This is a genomic window from Aquimarina mycalae (assembly GCF_029906345.1).
Taxonomy (GTDB): Bacteria; Bacteroidota; Bacteroidia; order Flavobacteriales; family Flavobacteriaceae; genus Aquimarina.
Map to the genome: position 1 here is coordinate 414,664 of NZ_JARYGY010000006.1, position 20,897 is coordinate 435,560.

The following is a 20,897-nucleotide window of genomic DNA, read 5'->3' on the forward strand; positions in this document are numbered from 1 at the left end:
ATTAAAAAAGACATTAAATAATGTTAAAATGCATTTTTTTTAGATTAAATGCGTAAAATAGTTTGGTGGTTAAAAAAATGATTGTATCTTTACAAAGTGAAAATGAGTTAGTACTTTCATTTCCCCCAAAATGAGAGTTTTTATAAAAGTGAGTTTTAATTTTAGAATAAGCCCCTAAATTAAGATGATTTGTGTGAAGAAAAAGAGTGTGGAGACACTCTTTTTTGTTTTTATATACTACTGATAGCAGGTTTTATTTGTCAAAAGATTGCATGGTAACTAATTTTTGATAGACTCCATTTTTGGCAATAAGTTCTTCGTGAGTACCTTTTTCTACAATCTTTCCTTTTTGCATTACAACGATTAAATCTGAATTTTGTATCGTAGATAGCCTATGCGCGATTACAATACTGGTTCGATTCTTCATCATATTTTCTAATGCAGATTGCACCAATCGTTCACTTTCTGTATCTAAAGCAGAGGTTGCTTCGTCCAGAATCATAATAGGAGGGTTTTTTAATACAGCTCTGGCGATGGATAAACGTTGTTTCTGTCCACCGCTTAATTTATTACCACTATCTCCTATATTTGTGTCGATTCCTTTAGGCAGGTCTTTTACAAATTCCCACGCATTAGCAATTTTTAAGGCTTCTAATATTTCTTCGTCTGATGCGTTTTCGTTACCGATTAATAAATTGTTTTTAATGGTATCATTAAATAAAATAGAATCCTGTGTCACTAATCCCATCAATCCTCTTAATGACGCTTTGGCTAAATCCTTAATATCCATACCATCTATTTGGATACTACCCTTATTAACATCATAAAATCTTGTAACCAGATTGGCTATCGTCGATTTACCACTACCAGATTGTCCTACAAGCGCTACAGATTTACCTTTAGGAACTTTTAGCGTAAAATCTTTAAGAACATATTCATCTTCGTATTTAAAGGAAATATTGTCTATATAGATGTCGGTATCAAAACCTTCTTTGTCAACAGCTTGTGGTGTATCTTTTAGAGGAGATTCGGTATTTAGAATTTCTAATACACGTTCTGCTGCTGCATTACCTCTTTTTACACCGTAACTTGCTTTAGAAATTGCTTTGGCTGGAGTAAGGATATTGTAAGCCAATCCCATATATACTATAAACAGCCCTGGATCTAATGATTTTTCGACTAAAACCATTTGTCCACCATACCATAATAAAATGGCAATTACCGTTATACCTAAGAACTCACTTGTAGGAGAGGCTAGGTTTTGTCTGTTTAAAAGCGAGTTTGAAAAATTATAAAATCTTAATGTAGATGCTTGGAACTTTTTCCCAAAGATATTTTCAGCATTAAATCCTTTAATAACTTTAAGGCCACCAAGTGTTTCTTCTACAATGGATAGAAAATACCCTTGTTCTTTTTGTACTTTATCTGAGTGTTTTTTTAGTTTTTTTCCAATCAAAGAAATTAAAAAACCAGATACAGGAATAAAAATAAACACAAAAATAGTAAGCTTTACACTAATCAGTAGCATTGCAAAAATTGTGAATAATATCATTAGTGGCTCTCTAACGATCAATTCCAAAATCGACAAAAAAGAATGTTGTATTTCTAATACATCTGTTGATATTCTTGCTATTGTATCTCCTTTTCGTTTTTCGGAAAAGTATGAAAGTGGAAGATCAACAGTTTTTTGATATAATTCGTTTCGTATATCTTTTAATACTCCATTTCTTAAAAACGTAATGAAATACATAGCGAGATAACTAAAAATATTTTTTAGAAAAAACATACTGATAACTAATGCTACCATAAATATGAGCACATCATCATTTCCTTGTTCTGCTTTCTGAGTGACAAAATGATTAAGATAGTTTTCAGCATATTCACGGATTTTAAATATACCTTCCCACTCAGGTGCTTGATTTACTCTTTTGGTTTTGTCGAATAACACGTTAAGCATTGGAAATAAAGATACCATTGCTAATGTGCCAAATAATGCATAAAAGATATTAGATATAATATTTAATATAGCATAGACTCTATAAGGTTTCGCAAAGCGAAGAATTTGTTTGAAATAATTCATTAATTATTTATAAACGGTCATTACCGTTATTTAAGTTAATTGTAAGTCTTTTTTAATAGCTTCAATTTTATTGTCCAGTTTTTGTTCCATAATTTCAAAACCTGACAAATCGTCTAGTGTTTCCTGAACACTAATATAAAATTTAATTTTGGGTTCTGTTCCGCTAGGTCTTGCGGCAATTTTACTTCCAGCTTCTGTATAAAAAATCAGTACATTAGATGAAGGGATGTCAATAGACTGCTCTGTACGATCCAGCATATTTTTGGCAACACTGATTTGATAATCCTCAATCAATACTATTTTTTCGTCATTGATGTGGGTAGGAGGATTACTTCTAAGATCTATCATGGTTTGTTTGATCTCTTCTGCTCCTTTTATTCCTTTTTTTACTAAAGAAACCAAGTTTTCTTTATAGAAACCATGATCTTTGTATAATGCTAATAACTCTTGGTAAAATGAACTGCCATGAGCTTTGGTATATGCTACAATTTCGCAAGCTAATAGGGTAGAAGTAACAGCATCTTTATCTCTTACAAAATCACCTACCATAAACCCAAAACTTTCTTCACCACCACCGATAAAATGTTTTTCAGGGAAATCTTTAATAAGTTTTGCAATCCATTTAAAACCTGTAAGTACTTCTTTATATTCTACCTGATACGCTTCTGCAAGATTTTTCATCATTGGTGTAGAAACGATAGTCGAAGCTATAAACTCATTACCTTTAACACCAATTTCTTCTTTATAATGTTTTAATAGAAACCATGTCATTACAATCATGGTTTGGTTTCCATTTAATAATTGTAATTCACCGTCATTATTTCTAACAGCGATCCCTAATCGATCACAGTCAGGATCTGTACCGATAACGATATCCGCATGTACATTTTCAGCGAGTTGCATTGCCATAGCAAGTGCTTCTGGTTCTTCTGGATTAGGTGATTTTACTGTTGGAAAATTACCATCAGGGATTTTCTGTTCTTGTACAATGTGTACGTTTTTGTATCCAGCTTTTTCGAGGGTTTCAGGAACAGCTGTGATAGATGTACCGTGCAAAGAAGTGAAAACGATAGTCGTATTATCTTTGGCTTCTTGTGTAGCAGCAAAGCTTCCTTTTTTAACACTATTCTCTATAAATGGAACATCAATCTCTTGATCTATTTTCTGAATCAATTCAGTGTTAGCCTCAAACTTAATATCGGCATAATTCAGTGCATTGATTTCGGCAATAATTTCGCCATCTTGTGGAGGAACTAATTGTCCGCCATCTTGCCAATATACTTTATATCCATTGTATTCTGGTGGATTATGACTTGCGGTCAATACGATTCCACAGTGGCAACCTAATTCTTTTACCGCAAACGATAGTTCTGGAGTAGGTCGTAGGCTAGAAAATAGATATACTTTGATTCCGTTAGCAGAAAACACATCGGCTACAATTTGTGCTAGTGTATCACTATTATGTCTGCAATCATAAGCAATTACTGCTTTTGCCTGTTCTCCAGGAAATTGCTGAAGTATATAATTGCTTAATCCTTGTGTGCTTTTTCCTAAGGTGTATTTGTTGATTCGATTTGTTCCGACTCCCATAATACCTCTCATACCGCCAGTACCAAATTCTAAATCTTTATAAAAACTTTCTTTTAGACTTTCGGTATTATTCTGTTGTAATTCTAGAATTTCTTTTTGGGTTTGCGCATCGAAAATTGGTGATAACCATTCCTCGACTCTTGTGGTTATTAAGGAATCTGAAACTTGCATTCTGTTTGGTTTTGATAGCAAAAATACTATTTAATTTTGGTTTGGAAGCTCCTTTAAAAAGGATGCTTACCGTTAAATTTACGTTATATTATTTAGGTAGAAATAAAAGTGTATCCTTCTTGATTGTCTTTAGGCGTTTATGTAAGCTGTTAAAGATGTATTTTTTCAGAAATATTATAGCGTTCTTTATTGCGTTTGCTTGTTAGAATAATTTCACCAAGAAATCCTGCTAAGAAAAATTGAGTTCCTAATATCATAGCGGTAAGCGCAACATAAAACTCTGGTCGCTGTGCAATAAGTCTTCCTTTTGTTTCTATAAATAACTTGTCGATTCCAAGATATACTGAAAAACAAAACCCTACAATAAAAAGAATGGTACCAATAAGCCCAAAGAAATGCATTGGTCTTTTGCCAAAACGAGACATAAACCAGATAGTAATCAGGTCTAAAAAACCATTCACAAAACGACTCATTCCAAATTTAGTTTTACCATACTTTCTTGCCTGATGTAATACTACTTTTTCACCAATTTTATTAAAACCAGCGTTCTTAGCAAGCACAGGAATATAACGATGCATTTCGCCATGTACATCTACGTGCTTGATGACTTGGTTTTTATATGCTTTTAATCCACAATTAAAATCGTGTAGCTTAAGACCTGAAGTTTTTCTTGCTGCAGCATTGAATAGTTTGGAAGGTAGATTTTTGGCAATTACAGAATCATATCGTTTCTTTTTCCAACCAGAAATAAGATCAAAATCATCTTTGGTAATTAGATTGTATAATTCTGGGATTTCTTCTGGATTATCCTGTAAATCTGCATCCATTGTGATTACAACATCACCTAGAGCTTCTGCAAAACCAGCATGTAGCGCCTGAGATTTACCATAATTTCTTAGAAATCGAATCCCTTTTACACAAGGATCTTTTTTGGATAAATCAGCAATAGTATTCCAGGATTCATCGGTACTACCATCATCTATAAAAATGATTTCATACGAAAAAGAGTTAGATTGCATAACCTTAGCAATCCAATTATATAATTCGGTAAGTGATTCCTGCTCATTAAGCAGTGGTATGACCACAGAAATATTCATACTATGTTAATCTTCTTTAGTTTTTAAAACAGCACCAGCAATCAGTGATATTACCGAACCTAAAAATACAAACCAAATGGTATACATAATAACGCCAATATATGACTTACTGGTATCTTGGTTATTAAGATTCTCTTTAACTTGATCTAATTGATCTGGCGAAAATTGCTCGGTAAATCGTATGGTCATATCGGTTTGAAAAGCGGGATCTATATATACATCATATACATATGCCATCGTACAATAACATATTCCAATGATTCCCATAATAATGATGCCTGTTTTTAGTGCATCCAGTATTGTTAAGTGATTTTTTGATTGTTTATACTTTTTAATCGCGTATATGATGATCATTATTTCTAGTATAAAAGCGATAAAGAAAGTAGCATAATAAATTGTGGGAGATACATCTAGAATTCTAGAAATGTAATCAAGAGCAACTCTTGCAATACCTGATAAGATTGCAATACCTATTATGTAATTAAGAATTTTTTTTGGAGAAAAACCCATTAGTTATGTAATAAAATGATTTGGTTGACAAATATAGGTATTCCATTGATAGAAAATATTATAAAAAAAATTGGATTGCTAAGAGAGCAATCCAATTTTATATCTTGATATGTTTATATATTAATGTAAAGGTTCATTCTTTTTAACAACAAGAGACGCTAACAATCCGATAATGATATAAATAAGCATTCCCCAGAACCAGTTTTTAACTTGTGTTCCGATACCAAAAGTATCCTGTTCTTCCATTTGCGTAACTGTTTTTTGGATTTCTTCTTCTGGAACATTAAAGTTTTCCATAAAACCAACAGTCGTTTCAATAGATTTTTCTTTTATAGAAATAGCTGCATCAGGATCTACAACATTAAAAATAAGAATACCTACAATGGTACTAATCAGTGTACCTATAGCTACAGTAATTAGGTAACAAGTAAAAGCTTCTTTAAATGAGATGTATCCACCAAGCAATTTTCTACCTTTTACAGAAGATGATATTCCTAGTCCGACGATAACGAACAATAATACAAATAGTAACCACCATTTTGTAAATAGATCTTGATATGCAACATATCCTATGATTGTAATTATAGAGAGTACAACTCCTAAAATAACACCTTTTGATACTGCACTTGATTTAACAGATTTTTCCATAATTATATTGTTTTGGTTATTTAGATATAACCCATAAGTACACAAATGTACTAAATTGTTACATTTTGCTATGAAAAAGATTTTTTAAAAGAAACAAGATGTATGCGACTAGAGATGGATAGATATAGTGTAAGTAACAGATTTATTGAAACGGATTTCTCTTTTTTCTGATAATAAGACCGCCAATTAGTGAGATTAGAAAGCCAAGAAATAAGTGTTCTGTTAAAGCAATGGTAAGCAAAGCAAGAGGAGAAGTGTATTTTCTAGTAATAGCAATATGCTGATCCATATTTTTTTGAGTGAAATTTGGGAACTTTTCTGCAAGCCGCTTAATCTGAATATCTTCAATTTGAGTAATAATTTCGGGATCAATTACTTGTGTTAGCAGAATTTTCCAAAGAATAACCATCAATCCACCTAATAGTGATATTCCAATACCAATTTTTAATGCTTCTTTTAAACTGATATAACCATTGTTATTTTTTTTATAGACCATTAACCCTAAAATAATAGTGCTTATTGTTATAAAAAAAGAAATAGAAGGAAAAAGTAAGTTTTGTTTTGTATAGTTTTCAGTTAAGTATAACAAGAGGCTAAAGATGATGCCGATTATCCCATAAAGAATACCATATTTTAGGATGTATTTTTTGATTGAAATACTTTTGTTTTTCATCTATTCCTGTTTCCAATTATTAAAAATCTAGATTCTCAAATATAGTAAAATGTTATAAGTAAGTTGCTAAAATCCTCTTTTTCAGCTAGAGAATATTAAAAAAATGACTATATTTACGTTATAGTGTTACGGTTTTACCGTCGAATTTATTGCTTTATACAAGTGTAAATTGGTAAGTCGACACTCATTTTTTATAAGTTGTCTAACTCCCAAAATAATGACAGATGAAAACAAAATTACTATACTTGGCAGGTTTCTTGCTGCTTTTTATTACCTCTTGTTCAGTTGATGAAACCGAAAATGAACTATCAAAAGAAGAAAAAGAATTGATGGTGCAGGAACTTTTTGTATCCTTTTCTAAGAGTGCCGAAAATTCACCTAGTTTTAATAAGTTGATGCAAACGATTCGATCGAAATCATCTTCTACTTGGACAACGGAAGAAATACAACAAATGGAGGAGGATTTTTTAAGCCAACAAAGTATTGTGTTTATTGAATTATACAATAGTGTTGTTGCCTTAAATTTATCTAATGAAGAAATAATTAGCATTATTTCACTGTATAAAATAACTATCAATATAAGTAAAGGAAATAAGACGAATGATGCTTGTAAAGAAATTGTAGCTGCTTCGGAAGGATCTAATTTTTTTGCTTTGGTTGCAGCTTTGTTTTGTGAAAGCAAGGTTGGTACTAGTGATAATGACGAGGATAACAATGAGAATGAAGACGACAACCAAAATCAAAATTGATAACAGGTTTTGTTGTTAAATTCTTTAAATATCTGGAATAATAAGGTTTCTACAATATTAGACGTTATTGAGTTTGCAAAATTACTTTAAGTTTTAGGTAGAATTGATTAAAAATATTTTTATTTAGGAGTTGGTGTTTTATAAAAATTGTTTAAATTTGCACCTCGAAAAATGATAAGATAATACAATGAGAAAAGATATTCACCCAGAAAATTATAGACTAGTTGCCTTTAAGGATATGTCAAATGATGAGGTTTTTTTAACTAAATCTACTGCGAATACTAAAGAAACACTTGAGGTTGATGGTGTTGAGTATCCGTTAGTGAAATTAGAAATTTCAAGAACTTCTCACCCTTTTTACACAGGTAAATCTAAACTAATTGATACCGCAGGACGTATTGATAAGTTCAAAAATAAATATGCTAAATTCAAAAAGTAATTTAGTACTTAAGAAGCATCTAAAGCCTTTCTTTATAGAAAGGCTTTTTTGTTTTTAATGGTTACCGTATTTTTGAATCTGGATTTTCTATTGTACAATCTGAGTAATGTTGTAGCTTTTAAAAACGATATCTAATGCCACACTGAGCTTGCCGAAGTGTGCATAGGTTGCTTTATTGGTCTTCGACAAGCTCAGACTGACATTGTAATCGTTTAATTAATAATATTTATTCTACATACAAACATTTCATTTTATATCTATGAATTATATTCTTTTTGATGGGGCTTCTAGAAATTCACTACTTCCCTTTACCTATACCAGACCAGTTGCAGAGATTAGAATTGGGATTTTAACAATCCGTGAGAAATGGGAGAAGTATCTAGGATATACTACTTCTACTATTACAGAAGAATATCTTAGTGAGAAATTCCCGATGGTAGAATTAGAAGCGAATGTAATGATTAATGCTTCGTATCTGCCAACAGAAAATCTAGTGATTATGGTTAAAAATTTGCAACCTGATCAAGCGATTTTTTATGAAGATGAACCCATTGCATTTTATGCAAAAGAAGATCAAGAAGTTGATTTTGATAGTTATGAAGTGATTCAGTATAACTATGATACATTTACAGTAAAATATACCTGGGATATTTTTTCTAAGAATGATCGAGCAATCAAAGAAGATTTTGAGCTGCTCACCAAAGACAGAAAAAGCCAACCGATTCCTGCAAGCAATAATATCATAGCTCCAGAGAACATATTTCTAGAAGAAGGTGCTACGCTTGAATTTACAACCCTTAATGCTGCTGCTGGTCCTATATATATAGGTAAAGATGCTGAGGTTATGGAAGGAAGTCTTATTAGAGGACCGTTTGCGCTTTGTGATCATGCTACCGTAAAAATGGGAGCTAAGATATATGGAGCTACTACTATTGGACCGCACTCTAAAGTAGGAGGAGAGATAAATAATTCTGTTATTTTTGGGTATTCTAATAAAGGACACGACGGATTTATCGGTAATACTGTGGTTGGAGAATGGTGTAATCTGGGCGCAGATACCAATACATCTAACCTCAAGAATAATTACGCACCAGTGCGTTTATGGAGTTATGAAACAGAAGGTTTTGCAAAAACTGGATTGCAATTCTGTGGATTAATGATGGGAGATCATTCTAAATGCGGTATCAATACGATGTTTAATACAGGAACTGTAGTAGGTGTAAACGCTAATATTTTTGGAAGTGGTTTTCCTCGTAATTTTGTACCTAGTTATAGTTGGGGCGGAAGTAGCGGTTTTACTACCTATTTGACTAAAAAAGCTTTTGAAGTAGCAAAAGTAGTAATGGCAAGACGTAATGTAGAGTTTACAGAAGAAGATCAAAAAATATTCAACCACGTTTTCGAAGAAACAAAAACGTGGCGTAAGAGTTATGATTCTTAATACTACAGCTTACGTATTTTGATTTTTTAATATTCTTTGTTATTCGATTTCATCCTGATATGGATATTGATAGTCTGTTTCGAATTGAATTTCTGAATGGATCATCGGTATATCATTTTCTAAAAACTCTTTTCTAATAATATCTATACATCTATCTGGATCAAAATCATGGTTGTTGTGAAATAAATTATCATTCTTCATACCTGTTTGTTTTTAGAATGTATTTGCTTCTTGCATAAACTCTTTGTAACCCAAATTATAAAAGCTATTGTAAGCATAACATTCGGTTTAACTATGATTATCTATTCTAAGATATCTTGTTATAAGAGAGCATCCTATTACTAATGAATAACTGTTGTTTTTTGTGTAATAACTGGTAGTTATGTTATAAAAGGATAAGAGATTTTGTTGTAGTTACAAGATAATTAGATTTATTTCTTCTCTTTCCAAACTCTTTTAAGTACTAAGAAGTTTTGAGGATTGTTTGTTAACCCTTTTACATTTTTTTGCGTAAAACGAACTACCTGATCATAATATAACGGTACGATCGGAGCATGTGCAATAATGATAGAATCCATTTTTGCGTAATATTGTTCTCGTAATGCTACATCTGTAATAGAAAAACTTTCTTCATATAAACGATCAAAAACTTCGTTTTTAAAATGTGTGTAGTTAGGGCCATTTGGCGTGAAATTCTTACTGTAATAAGGTGATAGAAAATTTTCTGCATCGGGATAATCTGCAATCCAACTTGCTCTAAATACATCTAATTCACCACTCCATTTCTTTTTGCGAATGGTAGATGGTGGCATTACATCTACTATAATAGTTAACCCTATCTTTTCTAATTCTCGTTGGATAAACTCACAAATGCTTTGGTAATTGCTATCAGTGGCAATGCTGATTGTTGGGTTTGTGTTACCAGTAAGTCGTATGTATTCTTTAATAAGTTTGCGTGATTTTTCTGGATTGTATTCATATCCCTTTTGGTTGTTAAACCCTGGTAAACCTTTTGGGATAAATCCACTTGTTGCAGGAGTTCCAACACCATTCTTTAGATAGGTAATCATTTTTTCTCGATCAAAACCATAGTTAATCGCTCTGCGAAGTAGGCTCGATTTTATTTCATCTTTATCTCCATCCAAATAAAAACCAAGGTATTCAGAATTTAGGTAAGACCCCTTAGAAAGATGTACTCGATCTTTATATTTTTCACGAAGCTTACCACTAGGAGTAAGTAATTCGTCCTTATATGAAGCATCAAGACTATTAAGAAAATCAATATTGCCTTTAGCAAATTGAAGAAATTCAGTTTGTTTATCAGGTAAAAATGTGATCGCAACAGCCTCTAGATATGGTAATTGCTTTCCGTTTTGATCTTTTTCAAAATATAGTTCGTTACGACGAAGTACCAGTTTTACGTTTTCTTCCCAAAGTTTAAACTTGAATGGCCCTGTGCCTACTGGATTTGCTCTAAAATCGCTTCCATAAAATGCTACCACTTCTTTAGGAACTACAGAGCAATAACGCATACTCATTAATCCTAAAAAAGCAGGAAACGGTTTTTTAAGTTGCATTTGAAAAGTAGTATCATTGATAGCTTTGTAGCTCTCAACATTTTTTAAAACCCAATTTCCTGGAGATGCAACCTTTGGATCTACAAGCCTATTAAAACTATATTCAAAGTCTTTTGCAATCACAATTCGCGTACTGTCCTTAGTTTTAAATTGTTGGTGTTTATGAAACTTAACATCATTTCTAAGAAAGAAGGTATAGGTTAACATATCTTCAGATAAGGTCCATTTTTTTGCAATATCAGGTTGTATATGTAAAGAATCATCTAGTTGTACTAAACCATTAAATAATTGATTGGTAGGCCAGATAATAGATGGGTTTCTGGCAAAAGCAGGATCCAGAGAATTAATATTAGAATATTCATTATATCTAAATACCTGATGTTCTTTATTTTCCAAAGAAGAATTTCCACAAGAAAAGCATAGGATACCTAGGTAAACGATTATTAAATAGCGAATTATGGAAGTTAATTGATTGATTTTCAATTTTAGTAAACGGATTATTGTTGGTATCTTTGACGGCTTTTAATTAGGATCCTGACTAAGGTCGGAATCTTTTAATTAAAAACAAGTGTAAATATAAACAGATTTCTGCCTTTTGCAGAAATAACATCATATTGTTGATGAGAAAAAAAGTAGCTTTTTATACCTTAGGTTGTAAACTGAATTTTTCAGAAACTTCTACTATAGCTAGAAATTTTACAGATGAAGGCTTTGATCGAGTAGATTTTTCTGAAAATGCGGATATCTATGTGATCAATACTTGCTCTGTTACAGAAAACGCTGATAAAAGGTTTAAAACCATAGTAAAGCAAGCACAAAAAGGAAATCCAGATGCATTTGTTGCTGCTGTAGGGTGTTATGCGCAATTAAAACCAGAAGAACTGGTTGCGGTTGATGGCGTAGATCTTGTATTAGGTGCTACAGAAAAGTTTAAGATTACTGATTATATAAATGACCTTTCTAAAAATGAATTTGGAGAAATACATTCTTGTGAAATAGAGGAAGCAGATTTTTATGTAGGTAGTTATTCTATAGGAGACAGAACAAGAGCTTTTTTAAAAGTTCAGGATGGATGTGATTATAAATGTACATACTGTACCATTCCTTTGGCAAGAGGTATTTCTCGTAGTGATACGTTAGAAAATGTATTACAAAACGCTAAAGAGATTTCTGCACAAGGTATTAAAGAAATTGTATTAACAGGAGTTAATATTGGTGATTACGGTAAAGGAGAGTTTGGTAATAAAAAACATGAACATACTTTTTATGAATTAGTACAAGCATTGGATCAGGTGGATGGAATAGAAAGATTGCGAATTTCATCAATAGAGCCTAATTTATTGAAAAATGAAACTATAGATTTTGTTTCTAAATCAAGAACATTCGTTCCTCATTTTCATATTCCGTTACAATCGGGGAATGATGAAATTTTAAAATTGATGCGTCGCAGATACCTTAGTGGTTTATATGTGGATCGAGTAGCTAAGATTAAAGAAGTAATGCCGCACGCATGTATCGGAGTAGATGTGATTGTAGGATTTCCTGGAGAAACTGATGATCATTTTTTGGATACCTATAATTTCTTATCAGAATTAGATATTTCTTATTTGCATGTATTTACCTATTCTGAAAGAGAAAATACGGTAGCAGCATCCTTAGAAAATGTTGTTCCGATGGATGTACGTAAGAAAAGAAGTAAAATGCTACGTGGGTTATCTGTTAAAAAAAGAAGGGCTTTTTATGAAAGCCAATTAGGAACTGAAAGAACTGTTTTATTCGAATCAGAAAATAAAGAAGGGTATATTCATGGGTTTACAGAGAATTATGTGAAGGTAAAAATGCCTTGGGATCCTACTTATGCAAACACTTTACATAAGGTGATACTTTCTGATATTGATGATGATGGAATGGTGAGATTTCAGTTTGTGGATGTAAAAGCAGATGCTTAAAAGTTAAAATTTGAAATAAAAAAAAACCTGCATATAGCAGGTTTTAATTTTTTAGATAGCATTGCTTCCTATATGTTGATACCAACAGGAAGTAAGTCTTTGTATTTTCTTCTATTCTTTCGCATAAATTTAGCGATTATAGGGCTAGTAGGAACAAGTCTAATATTACGATCTTCAATAATATTAAAAACAGCTACTATAAAATCTTCAGAATATCCTTTTTCTATTTGCTCTTCGCTCATTACGAGTTTAGTAAGGAATATTTTTCTTTCTTGTTGAGCATATTCAATCTTAGATTTTTGACCTTCAATAGTGGTTTCGAATTGTCTTAAAAATTCGTTGTCCACTATTTCTAATTCCACATCGCTCATGTTCTCCATATTTTTTTAATTTACTATTTAATAAAAAATTAAAAGGGGTTTGTCAAAACGTATAGTTTTTCAATTTTCAGTAATAAGGAAGCTTACCATAAATTAATCTCAAATTTAAATTGTATTTTGTTTATACTTTTTTTGCACCTAACTAAGATTTGTTAGTTAAAAAAATCCCTTTTACAATAATTTAATACTCAGTTTACTTTTTTCTAATAAAGTATTACTATAGTTTTGAGGTGCAAAGATAAGAAAATTAGCGTTTTAAACGTATAAACCATTGTTAAAATACCTAGTATGGAGGAAGTTACCCATATTTACTTTGTTCCAGGGATGGCGGCCGATGTTTCCATTTTTGAATTCATAGATCTTCCTGAAGAAAAATATAAGATTCATTTGATACCATGGAAGATTCCTGAGAAAACTGAATCCATTGAAGCGTATGCAAAAAGAATGTGTGCAGAAGTAGTGCATAAGGATTGTGTACTTGTTGGAGTTTCTTTTGGAGGTATTATGGTTCAGGAGATGAGTAAGTATTTGAGAGTTAGAAAATTGATTATAATTTCAAGTGTTAAAAGCAGGTATGAATTACCTAGAAGAATGAGGTTGGTAAGAAAAACAAAGGCATATAAATTGATGCCTACTTCATTAGTTTCTAAAATAGATAATTGGGAAAAATTAGCATTTGGTGATTTTGCTAAGAAGAGAGCAGTAATGTACCAAAAGTATTTATCCGTAAATGATAAGACATATTTAGATTGGGCAATTGAGAATATCGTATGCTGGAATCAGGAAACCCCAATTGAAGGAATTGTTCATATTCATGGCGATAAAGATATTGTTTTTCCGATATCTCATATACAAAACTGTATAAGAGTGGAAAAGGGGACGCATGTGATGATAATTAATCGTGCAAGATGGTTTAATCAGCATTTACCAGAAATAATTGATAATTAATTGCCAATAATCCAATATTTTACGTTATTTTGGAAATTATAGAAATTATTCCCCAATAAAATCTACTTAATGATGAAGATGATAAGAAAAGTATTCGTTTTTTTAGGCGCATTATTTACCTTCGGGATATTAGTAAATGCGACCCAACAAGAACCTCAAAAACCAATTGCCCAAGAACTTTTAGAAGAAAAACTGATCAACGACTATAATGTCTATGCAGTACCTATGCCAGACAATATGAATTTTGCAGGTGAATTGGTTCCTGTAGAAAATCCTGATATCAGGGAGCGAATGGATCGAGAACTTTTGGTTAATACGTATTGGCAATCTAATGGGTTATTACTTTTTAAAAGAGCTAATAAATACTTTCCGATTATAGAACCTATTCTAAAGGAAGAAGGAGTTCCTAATGATTTTAAATATTTAGCAGTTATAGAGAGTAGTCTTACACAAGCAGTTTCTCCTGCAAGAGCTACTGGCTTTTGGCAAATATTAAAAAATACAGGAAGAGAATATGGTTTAGAGGTCAATGATAATGTAGATGAAAGATATCATATAGAAAAATCTACCAGAGTAGCGTGTAAGTATTTAAAAAATGCAAAAGAACGTTTTGGAAGTTGGACTTTGGCTGCGGCGGCTTATAATGCAGGTCCTGCAGGGATTAATAGGCAATTAAAAAAACAGAATGCAAAATCATATTATGATTTGCTATTAGGACAGGAAACTGGAAGATATGTGTTTAGAATTACTGCGGTAAAAGAAATACTAAGTAATCCTAAGAAATATGGATTTAACTTTACTAAGGATGATTTATACGAATATATCCCAACTTTTAATGTATTGGTAGATAAGCCTGTAGCTGACTTTAATGAGTTTGCTGCAAAGTACAATATCAACTACAAAATTTTAAAACTTCATAACCCTTGGTTAAGAGAAGCACATCTTAACAATGGAACAGGTAAAGAATACTTGATCAAAATTCCTAGAGAAGGATACTATAAGACCACAGTAGGTCAATAGAGGTTTAAAATAATTCTACCTTTTTAGAGGCTGATATCTACAATTATTGTAAAATTGTAGTATGGATGCATTAACAGTACTCTCGTTAGTAGTAATAGGCTTATTGGCTGGTTTTTTAAGCGGTACCATGGGTATAGGTGGTAGCGTAGTTATGATACCTTTGCTCATTTTATGGGTTGGTTTTACTCAGCACGAAGCGCAAGGCACCAGTCTTGCTGTTTTATCAGTTCCTGTAACATTATTAGCAGCATTTAACTACTATAAAGAAGGTCATGTAAATTGGAAATTCGCAGCTATTATAGCGGTTACATTTATTTTAGGAGGATATCTAGGAAGTAAACTAGCGATTTCTATAAATCAAACTGTTCTTAAAAAAATATTCGGAGGGGTTCTTTTAATCGTAGCGATAAAAATGATTTTTGGCAAATGAGAACCTATAAGAACTTGTTTGTTTAATTCTTGTTTTGATTATCTATAGAATCTTTTTCTCTTCGATAACGCTCGTATTCTTCATCAATATCTCGTTCTTCTTGAGTTCTTTTATCTCTTTTTTTAGACTCTTTTTTATCTTCTTCAACCTTAGGAGCTAGCTCACCTTTTGCATCAAGATCAGCAATTAAAAGCGAAACACCTTTGGATAAAGAATTATAGTGAATAGTATAAGAATTACTAAGAGTCTCACTAGAATGATGGGTAACAATTTTACGAATATCCAATAACTTTTTTTCATTATCCATAAAATACATCATAGGAAATCCTAGTGAATGTTTTAGGTTGTTAATGATATATGAGTTTTGATTGGTCAGCTCATTAACATAAAGTAATTGAATATTTTCACTGTATTCGCCTACCTTTTCTTTAAGTCTTTCTTTGGTATCCCAAAAAAGTACAATAAAATCTATTTGATCGTGGAACTTGTCAGAAAGGTCATTTAAAGCAGGTATTTCTCCAATACCAGGAACACACCAAGTAGCGTAGGTTATTAGAAAGATAGGTTTTTCGATATCTGCAAAAGAAATAGGTTCTCCTTTTAAAGGGGTCATCTTAAAATCATCCATATACGTACCAACTAAATGGTTTTGTACTAATGAGTCAAATAGAAATTTGGCATATTCAAGATCTTGGTCCTTGAAAGCTTCGTTACTTTTTTGATTGTATTTTTTAATATGAGCTGCAACAGCTATAGAAAAAGGAATTTTCCTTTCTAACTGAGCAAAAGTATTTCCAAAATAAAAAAAGAGTATTCCTAGAATTAAAATTTTCTTCATTACAACTTAATTACGGTAGCTAATGTACTATAAAGTCTTTAGAAATAACAGTTTTAGCTTGCCAAAACCATTCTTTTCTATTTTCTAGATCCAACTTATATAGCCTTTAGAACTACTTGATAACGCAATTATAGGTACAATTAGTGTGCCTAAATCTTTTTCATTTGCTGTTTCATCATACTAATCTGATCCTTCAGCATACCGTGTTTATCTAATTTTTTAGCTTCAGTAAGTAAACCTTGTGCTTCTCTTTTTCTTCTCTTGGTCATTGCAATACCTGCCAGATTCAGTTTAGCAACGGCTAAATCCTGATTCATAGATAACCCTAATTTTATGGCTTTCTTTAAATATTTTTCAGCTTGGGTAATATTCGTTTGTGACATCATAATACCAAGAAGATAGTTGTAATACCCTTGTTGCTTAGTGGTAAGAGCGCTTTCTGGGTTCTTGATTCTGTCTAACCATTTTTTCGCTCCAGGAAAATCTTGTTTACGTAATCGTAAGAAAGCAAGAAGAATTAATTCATTTTTAAAATATAAAAAGACAAAAATTGAAGCTAATAAAATCAGCATAATTCCATTACCGATATATCCTTCTATCATTTGCCAAACGGCTGTTCCAACAATTAATGCTGCGATTACTAGTTTAATATTTTTATTGTACATGAAATGTATTATTTTTTTGTCGCGGCAAAGGTAATAAAAACAATTAAAAATATTTTGATATTTAGGTTTGTGAAAGTAAAAACTCTTCGTATATTTGCCCGCAGTTTTGGGAGGAGATGCCTAAAAGTTTTACAAAAAGATATTTCAAGAAGATATATAAAGATAGATAGCAATGAAAAGAACGTTTCAACCATCGAAGAGAAAGAGAAAAAACAAACACGGTTTTAGAGAGCGTATGGCTTCTGCTAATGGTAGAAAGGTCCTTGCTCGTAGAAGAGCTAAGGGTAGAAAAAAGCTATCTGTTTCTTCAGAACTAAGACATAAGCACTAATGATTTTAGTGCAGTGAAAATATTAAGGTGTTACTTTTAGGAGTAACGCCTTTTTTTATATCTAGTCGATTCCTAAGTTATTTTTAAAATTTCAATACCAACACCAAAATGCCAAAAAACGAAAAACTCAAAAGTATATTGATCATCGGATCAGGACCAATTATCATTGGTCAGGCCTGTGAGTTTGACTATTCAGGATCACAAGCTTTACGTTCTTTACGAGAAGACGGAATAGAAACGATACTAATCAATTCTAATCCGGCAACTATTATGACAGATCCGTCGATGGCGGATCATGTATATCTAAAGCCGTTGAATACTAAATCTATTATCGAGATTCTTAAAGAACATCCACAGATTGATGCAGTATTGCCTACTATGGGAGGACAAACAGCATTAAACCTTTGTATCGAAGCAGATGAAAAAGGTATCTGGAAAGACTTTGATGTAGAGATTATAGGTGTTGATATTGATGCGATTAATATTACAGAAGATCGTGAACAGTTTAGAGAGTTAATGCTGAAAATTGGTATAGGCATGGCACCACAAGCTACAGCAGGATCTTATCTTAAAGGAAAAGAAATCGCTCAAGAATTTGGCTTTCCTTTAGTGATTAGAGCATCCTATACCTTAGGTGGAGCTGGAGCTTCTTTTGTATATAAAGAAGAAGAATTTGACGAATTATTGACTAGAGGATTAGAGGTTTCTCCTATCCACGAAGTAATGATTGATAAGGCATTGATTGGATGGAAAGAGTATGAGTTAGAATTATTAAGAGATTCTAATGACAACGTAGTAATCATTTGTGCCATCGAAAATATGGACCCAATGGGGATTCATACAGGTGATTCTATTACTGTTGCTCCAGCAATGACACTTAGTGACAAAACGTACCAACGTATGCGTGATATGGCAATCCATATGATGCGAAGTATTGGTGATTTTGCAGGAGGTTGTAACGTGCAGTTTGCAGTAAGTCCAGATGAAAATGAAGAAATTATTGCCATTGAGATTAATCCTCGTGTTTCTCGTTCTTCAGCTTTGGCATCTAAAGCTACTGGATATCCAATTGCAAAAATTGCAGCGAAGTTGGCGATTGGGTATACCTTAGATGAATTGGATAATCAGATTACTAAATCTACATCCGCTTTATTTGAGCCTACTTTGGATTATGTAATCGTAAAAATACCTCGTTGGAACTTTGATAAATTCGAGGGATCTGATCGTAGACTAGGATTACAAATGAAGTCAGTAGGTGAGGTGATGGGAATTGGTCGTTCTTTTCAAGAAGCGCTACATAAAGCTACTCAATCTTTAGAAATTAAGAGAAATGGTCTTGGTGCCGATGGAAAAGGATATAAGAACTATGATCAAATTATAGAAAAACTAACTTATGCAAGTTGGGATAGAGTGTTTGTGATCTATGATGCGATTCAAATGGGAATTCCATTAAGTAGGATTCATGAGATTACTAAAATAGATATGTGGTTCTTAAAGCAATATGAAGAATTACATTTATTAGAAAAAGAGATCTCTACCTATACGATTCAGTCATTGACTAAAGATTTGATTCTCGAAGCAAAACAAAAAGGATTTGCGGATAGACAAATTGCTCATATGTTGGGTTGTTATGAAAGTGAAGTATATAATAGAAGAGATGAGTTAGGTATTAATAGAGTGTATAAACTAGTAGATACCTGTGCAGCAGAATTTAAAGCGCAAACTCCTTATTTCTATTCTACGTTTGAAGCGGAAATCGAGACTGCTGATGGCGCAGTTACAGTAGCTAACGAAAGTGTTGTAACAGATAAAAAGAAAATAGTTGTATTAGGTTCTGGTCCAAATCGTATTGGGCAAGGAATCGAATTTGATTACTGTTGTGTTCACGGAGTATTAGCCTCTGCAGAATGTGGATATGAGACGATTATGATTAATTGTAATCCAGAAACGGTGTCTACAGATTTTGATACTGCGGATAAATTATATTTCGAACCAGTTTTCTGGGAGCACATTTATGATATAATCAGGCATGAGAAACCAGAAGGTGTGATTGTTCAGTTAGGAGGGCAAACAGCCTTGAAACTTGCTGAAAAATTAGATCGTTACGGAATTAAAATTATTGGTACAACGTATCAATCTTTAGATTTAGCTGAAGATAGAGGAAGTTTTTCTACATTATTAAAAGAAAATAATATTCCTTATCCAGAATTTGATATCGCAGAGACTGCTGATGAAGCATTAGAGGTAGCTGATCGATTGGATTTCCCGATTTTAGTGCGTCCATCATATGTTCTAGGAGGTCAGGGAATGAAAATTGTAATCAATAAGCAGGAGTTGGAAGAACATGTAGTTGATTTACTTCGTAAAATACCAAACAATAAATTATTGTTAGATCACTATCTGGATGGTGCTATTGAAGCTGAAGCAGATGCGATCTGCGACGGAGAGAATGTATACATTATAGGTATTATGGAGCATATAGAACCTTGTGGAATTCATTCTGGAGATTCTAATGCCACTTTACCTCCTTTTAATCTAGGAGAATTTGTAATGCAACAAATTAAAGATCACACGCATAAAATTGCCTTAGCATTAAATACTGTAGGATTAATAAATATACAGTTTGCAATCAAGGATGATATCGTATATATTATTGAAGCAAACCCAAGAGCTTCGAGAACGGTACCTTTTATCGCTAAAGCATATGGAGAACCTTATGTAAATTATGCAACCAAAGTGATGTTAGGAGAGAAGAAAGTTACAGATTTTGATTTCAAACCACATTTGGACGGATATGCAATCAAACAACCAGTATTTTCATTTAACAAGTTCCCGAATGTAAATAAGAAACTAGGACCAGAAATGAAGAGTACTGGAGAGAGTATTTTATTTATTGATGATCTTAAAGATGATCAGTTTTATGATCTATACTCTAGACGTAAGATGTATTTGAGTAAGTAATTACAATAACATATATAGATATAAATCCCGCTTTATGGCGGGATTTTTTTATTTCTATAATAATAATTCAATAAGCAAACAGAAGCCTTAAATTATTACCTAGAATTTATATAATATTTTTCGATATCAAAAAAAACTAACTTTTTTGGGTAACATTCTGGTTTCTCGATACACTTACCTATAGAAAATGTAAACAAAGGATACAATCAGGAATAAAAAACGCAAAATTATTTATAAGATCGGTAACAAAATTTTGATCATAAATGGTTGTTAAGCATGGAGATTCCTATGAATTTGACCCATCCATTCCTGTTTAAATTGCGCATAGTAAAACAGGTTCTAAAAAGAGCGGTTTTGTGATTATAAAAGTATAAAAAATATTATTGTTTTTTTCTTTTTC

20 protein-coding genes are annotated in these 20,897 nt (G+C 32.2%); 9 read left to right on the plus strand and 11 right to left on the minus strand.

What is annotated here, in order from left to right:
* Nucleotides 1–253: 253 nt before the first annotated feature.
* From QBK95_RS16325 to QBK95_RS16350, 6 genes are all read right to left on the minus strand, one after another.
* Nucleotides 254–2,080, minus strand: a complete 1,827-nt coding sequence (locus QBK95_RS16325; protein WP_280935616.1) for an ABC transporter ATP-binding protein — start codon at nucleotides 2,078–2,080, stop codon at nucleotides 254–256.
* Nucleotides 2,081–2,110: 30 nt separating this feature from the next.
* Nucleotides 2,111–3,841 (minus strand): phospho-sugar mutase, encoded by a 1,731-nt coding sequence (locus tag QBK95_RS16330; protein ID WP_280935617.1) that lies wholly within the window; start codon nucleotides 3,839–3,841, stop codon nucleotides 2,111–2,113.
* A gap of 149 nt (nucleotides 3,842–3,990) precedes the next feature.
* Nucleotides 3,991–4,938 carry a glycosyltransferase family 2 protein gene (locus tag QBK95_RS16335; protein ID WP_280935618.1) on the minus strand — a complete coding sequence of 316 codons (948 nt, stop codon included), beginning with the start codon at nucleotides 4,936–4,938 and terminating at the stop codon, nucleotides 3,991–3,993.
* 6 nt (nucleotides 4,939–4,944) lie between these two features.
* Complete coding sequence (locus tag QBK95_RS16340; RefSeq protein ID WP_280935619.1) at nucleotides 4,945–5,448, minus strand: DUF4199 domain-containing protein; 504 nt, start codon at nucleotides 5,446–5,448, stop codon at nucleotides 4,945–4,947.
* A 120-nt stretch (nucleotides 5,449–5,568) separates the two neighbouring features.
* A complete protein-coding gene (locus QBK95_RS16345) occupies nucleotides 5,569–6,096 on the minus strand; it encodes a DUF4199 domain-containing protein (protein WP_280935620.1) in 528 nt (175 codons plus the stop codon).
* Nucleotides 6,097–6,238: 142 nt separating this feature from the next.
* Nucleotides 6,239–6,769, minus strand: a complete 531-nt coding sequence (locus QBK95_RS16350) for a DUF4199 domain-containing protein (protein ID WP_280935621.1) — start codon at nucleotides 6,767–6,769, stop codon at nucleotides 6,239–6,241.
* 224 nt (nucleotides 6,770–6,993) lie between these two features.
* Here QBK95_RS16350 and QBK95_RS16355 point away from each other — a divergent pair, with 224 nt between their 5' ends.
* The 3 genes from QBK95_RS16355 (at nucleotide 6,994) to QBK95_RS16365 (ending at nucleotide 9,398) form a co-directional block, all read left to right on the plus strand.
* Nucleotides 6,994–7,518: a hypothetical protein gene (locus tag QBK95_RS16355; protein ID WP_280935622.1), complete on the plus strand. Its 525-nt coding sequence runs from the start codon at nucleotides 6,994–6,996 to the stop codon at nucleotides 7,516–7,518.
* Between the two features lie 187 nt (nucleotides 7,519–7,705).
* Nucleotides 7,706–7,957 carry a type B 50S ribosomal protein L31 gene (locus QBK95_RS16360; protein ID WP_025741669.1) on the plus strand — a complete coding sequence of 84 codons (252 nt, stop codon included), beginning with the start codon at nucleotides 7,706–7,708 and terminating at the stop codon, nucleotides 7,955–7,957.
* A 259-nt stretch (nucleotides 7,958–8,216) separates the two neighbouring features.
* Entirely contained in the window at nucleotides 8,217–9,398 is a 1,182-nt protein-coding gene (locus tag QBK95_RS16365) for a GlmU family protein (protein ID WP_280935623.1), read from the plus strand.
* Nucleotides 9,399–9,437: 39 nt separating this feature from the next.
* Here QBK95_RS16365 and QBK95_RS16370 read toward each other — a convergent pair whose 3' ends face one another.
* Both QBK95_RS16370 and QBK95_RS16375 read right to left on the minus strand, forming a co-directional pair.
* Complete coding sequence (locus QBK95_RS16370) at nucleotides 9,438–9,599, minus strand: hypothetical protein (protein ID WP_280935624.1); 162 nt, start codon at nucleotides 9,597–9,599, stop codon at nucleotides 9,438–9,440.
* 230 nt (nucleotides 9,600–9,829) lie between these two features.
* On the minus strand, nucleotides 9,830–11,452 hold the full coding sequence (locus QBK95_RS16375; protein ID WP_445012631.1) for an ABC transporter substrate-binding protein: 1,623 nt from the start codon (nucleotides 11,450–11,452) through the stop codon (nucleotides 9,830–9,832).
* Between the two features lie 143 nt (nucleotides 11,453–11,595).
* Between QBK95_RS16375 and mtaB the strand changes: the two genes are divergently transcribed.
* Nucleotides 11,596–12,924 carry a tRNA (N(6)-L-threonylcarbamoyladenosine(37)-C(2))-methylthiotransferase MtaB gene (gene mtaB, locus QBK95_RS16380; protein ID WP_280935626.1) on the plus strand — a complete coding sequence of 443 codons (1,329 nt, stop codon included), beginning with the start codon at nucleotides 11,596–11,598 and terminating at the stop codon, nucleotides 12,922–12,924.
* A 68-nt stretch (nucleotides 12,925–12,992) separates the two neighbouring features.
* Here mtaB and QBK95_RS16385 read toward each other — a convergent pair whose 3' ends face one another.
* Nucleotides 12,993–13,295 (minus strand): N-acetyltransferase, encoded by a 303-nt coding sequence (locus QBK95_RS16385; protein WP_280935638.1) that lies wholly within the window; start codon nucleotides 13,293–13,295, stop codon nucleotides 12,993–12,995.
* A 297-nt stretch (nucleotides 13,296–13,592) separates the two neighbouring features.
* Between QBK95_RS16385 and QBK95_RS16390 the strand changes: the two genes are divergently transcribed.
* The 3 genes from QBK95_RS16390 to QBK95_RS16400 all read left to right on the plus strand — a co-directional run bounded on the left by QBK95_RS16390 (nucleotide 13,593) and on the right by QBK95_RS16400 (nucleotide 15,702).
* Nucleotides 13,593–14,252: an alpha/beta fold hydrolase gene (locus QBK95_RS16390; protein WP_280935627.1), complete on the plus strand. Its 660-nt coding sequence runs from the start codon at nucleotides 13,593–13,595 to the stop codon at nucleotides 14,250–14,252.
* 72 nt (nucleotides 14,253–14,324) lie between these two features.
* On the plus strand, nucleotides 14,325–15,272 hold the full coding sequence (locus QBK95_RS16395; protein ID WP_280935639.1) for a lytic transglycosylase domain-containing protein: 948 nt from the start codon (nucleotides 14,325–14,327) through the stop codon (nucleotides 15,270–15,272).
* A gap of 61 nt (nucleotides 15,273–15,333) precedes the next feature.
* Nucleotides 15,334–15,702 (plus strand): sulfite exporter TauE/SafE family protein, encoded by a 369-nt coding sequence (locus QBK95_RS16400; protein ID WP_280935628.1) that lies wholly within the window; start codon nucleotides 15,334–15,336, stop codon nucleotides 15,700–15,702.
* 22 nt (nucleotides 15,703–15,724) lie between these two features.
* On the opposite strand, the gene QBK95_RS16405 is transcribed toward QBK95_RS16400, so the two are convergent.
* Together QBK95_RS16405 and QBK95_RS16410 are read right to left on the minus strand one after the other, a co-directional pair.
* A complete protein-coding gene (locus tag QBK95_RS16405) occupies nucleotides 15,725–16,540 on the minus strand; it encodes a TlpA family protein disulfide reductase (RefSeq protein WP_280935629.1) in 816 nt (271 codons plus the stop codon).
* A 149-nt stretch (nucleotides 16,541–16,689) separates the two neighbouring features.
* Nucleotides 16,690–17,205 (minus strand): tetratricopeptide repeat protein, encoded by a 516-nt coding sequence (locus tag QBK95_RS16410; RefSeq protein ID WP_280935630.1) that lies wholly within the window; start codon nucleotides 17,203–17,205, stop codon nucleotides 16,690–16,692.
* A 172-nt stretch (nucleotides 17,206–17,377) separates the two neighbouring features.
* On the opposite strand from QBK95_RS16410, the gene rpmH reads away from it, so the two are divergent.
* Together rpmH and carB are read left to right on the plus strand one after the other, a co-directional pair.
* Entirely contained in the window at nucleotides 17,378–17,536 is a 159-nt protein-coding gene (rpmH, locus tag QBK95_RS16415) for a 50S ribosomal protein L34 (protein WP_081414554.1), read from the plus strand.
* 108 nt (nucleotides 17,537–17,644) lie between these two features.
* Complete coding sequence (gene carB / locus QBK95_RS16420; RefSeq protein ID WP_280935631.1) at nucleotides 17,645–20,497, plus strand: carbamoyl-phosphate synthase large subunit; 2,853 nt, start codon at nucleotides 17,645–17,647, stop codon at nucleotides 20,495–20,497.
* The last annotated feature ends 400 nt before the right edge of the window (nucleotides 20,498–20,897 follow it).

Excerpts from the sequence above, each read along its gene's own strand:
- QBK95_RS16405 (WP_280935629.1), bottom strand. The coding sequence starts at position 16,540 with ATGAAGAAAATTTTAATTCTAGGAATACTCTTTTTTTATTTTGGAAAT.
- QBK95_RS16410 (WP_280935630.1), bottom strand. The coding sequence starts at position 17,205 with ATGTACAATAAAAATATTAAACTAGTAATCGCAGCATTAATTGTTGGA.
- QBK95_RS16365 (WP_280935623.1), top strand. The coding sequence starts at position 8,217 with ATGAATTATATTCTTTTTGATGGGGCTTCTAGAAATTCACTACTTCCC.
- QBK95_RS16330 (WP_280935617.1), bottom strand. The coding sequence starts at position 3,841 with ATGCAAGTTTCAGATTCCTTAATAACCACAAGAGTCGAGGAATGGTTA.
- QBK95_RS16340 (WP_280935619.1), bottom strand. The coding sequence starts at position 5,448 with ATGGGTTTTTCTCCAAAAAAAATTCTTAATTACATAATAGGTATTGCA.
- QBK95_RS16390 (WP_280935627.1), top strand. The coding sequence starts at position 13,593 with ATGGAGGAAGTTACCCATATTTACTTTGTTCCAGGGATGGCGGCCGAT.
- QBK95_RS16355 (WP_280935622.1), top strand. The coding sequence starts at position 6,994 with ATGAAAACAAAATTACTATACTTGGCAGGTTTCTTGCTGCTTTTTATT.
- QBK95_RS16335 (WP_280935618.1), bottom strand. The coding sequence starts at position 4,938 with ATGAATATTTCTGTGGTCATACCACTGCTTAATGAGCAGGAATCACTT.
- QBK95_RS16385 (WP_280935638.1), bottom strand. The coding sequence starts at position 13,295 with ATGAGCGATGTGGAATTAGAAATAGTGGACAACGAATTTTTAAGACAA.
- mtaB (WP_280935626.1), top strand. The coding sequence starts at position 11,596 with ATGAGAAAAAAAGTAGCTTTTTATACCTTAGGTTGTAAACTGAATTTT.
- QBK95_RS16400 (WP_280935628.1), top strand. The coding sequence starts at position 15,334 with ATGGATGCATTAACAGTACTCTCGTTAGTAGTAATAGGCTTATTGGCT.
- rpmH (WP_081414554.1), top strand. The coding sequence starts at position 17,378 with ATGAAAAGAACGTTTCAACCATCGAAGAGAAAGAGAAAAAACAAACAC.
- carB (WP_280935631.1), top strand. The coding sequence starts at position 17,645 with ATGCCAAAAAACGAAAAACTCAAAAGTATATTGATCATCGGATCAGGA.
- QBK95_RS16360 (WP_025741669.1), top strand. The coding sequence starts at position 7,706 with ATGAGAAAAGATATTCACCCAGAAAATTATAGACTAGTTGCCTTTAAG.
- QBK95_RS16370 (WP_280935624.1), bottom strand. The coding sequence starts at position 9,599 with ATGAAGAATGATAATTTATTTCACAACAACCATGATTTTGATCCAGAT.
- QBK95_RS16395 (WP_280935639.1), top strand. The coding sequence starts at position 14,325 with ATGAAGATGATAAGAAAAGTATTCGTTTTTTTAGGCGCATTATTTACC.
- QBK95_RS16345 (WP_280935620.1), bottom strand. The coding sequence starts at position 6,096 with ATGGAAAAATCTGTTAAATCAAGTGCAGTATCAAAAGGTGTTATTTTA.
- QBK95_RS16325 (WP_280935616.1), bottom strand. The coding sequence starts at position 2,080 with ATGAATTATTTCAAACAAATTCTTCGCTTTGCGAAACCTTATAGAGTC.
- QBK95_RS16350 (WP_280935621.1), bottom strand. The coding sequence starts at position 6,769 with ATGAAAAACAAAAGTATTTCAATCAAAAAATACATCCTAAAATATGGT.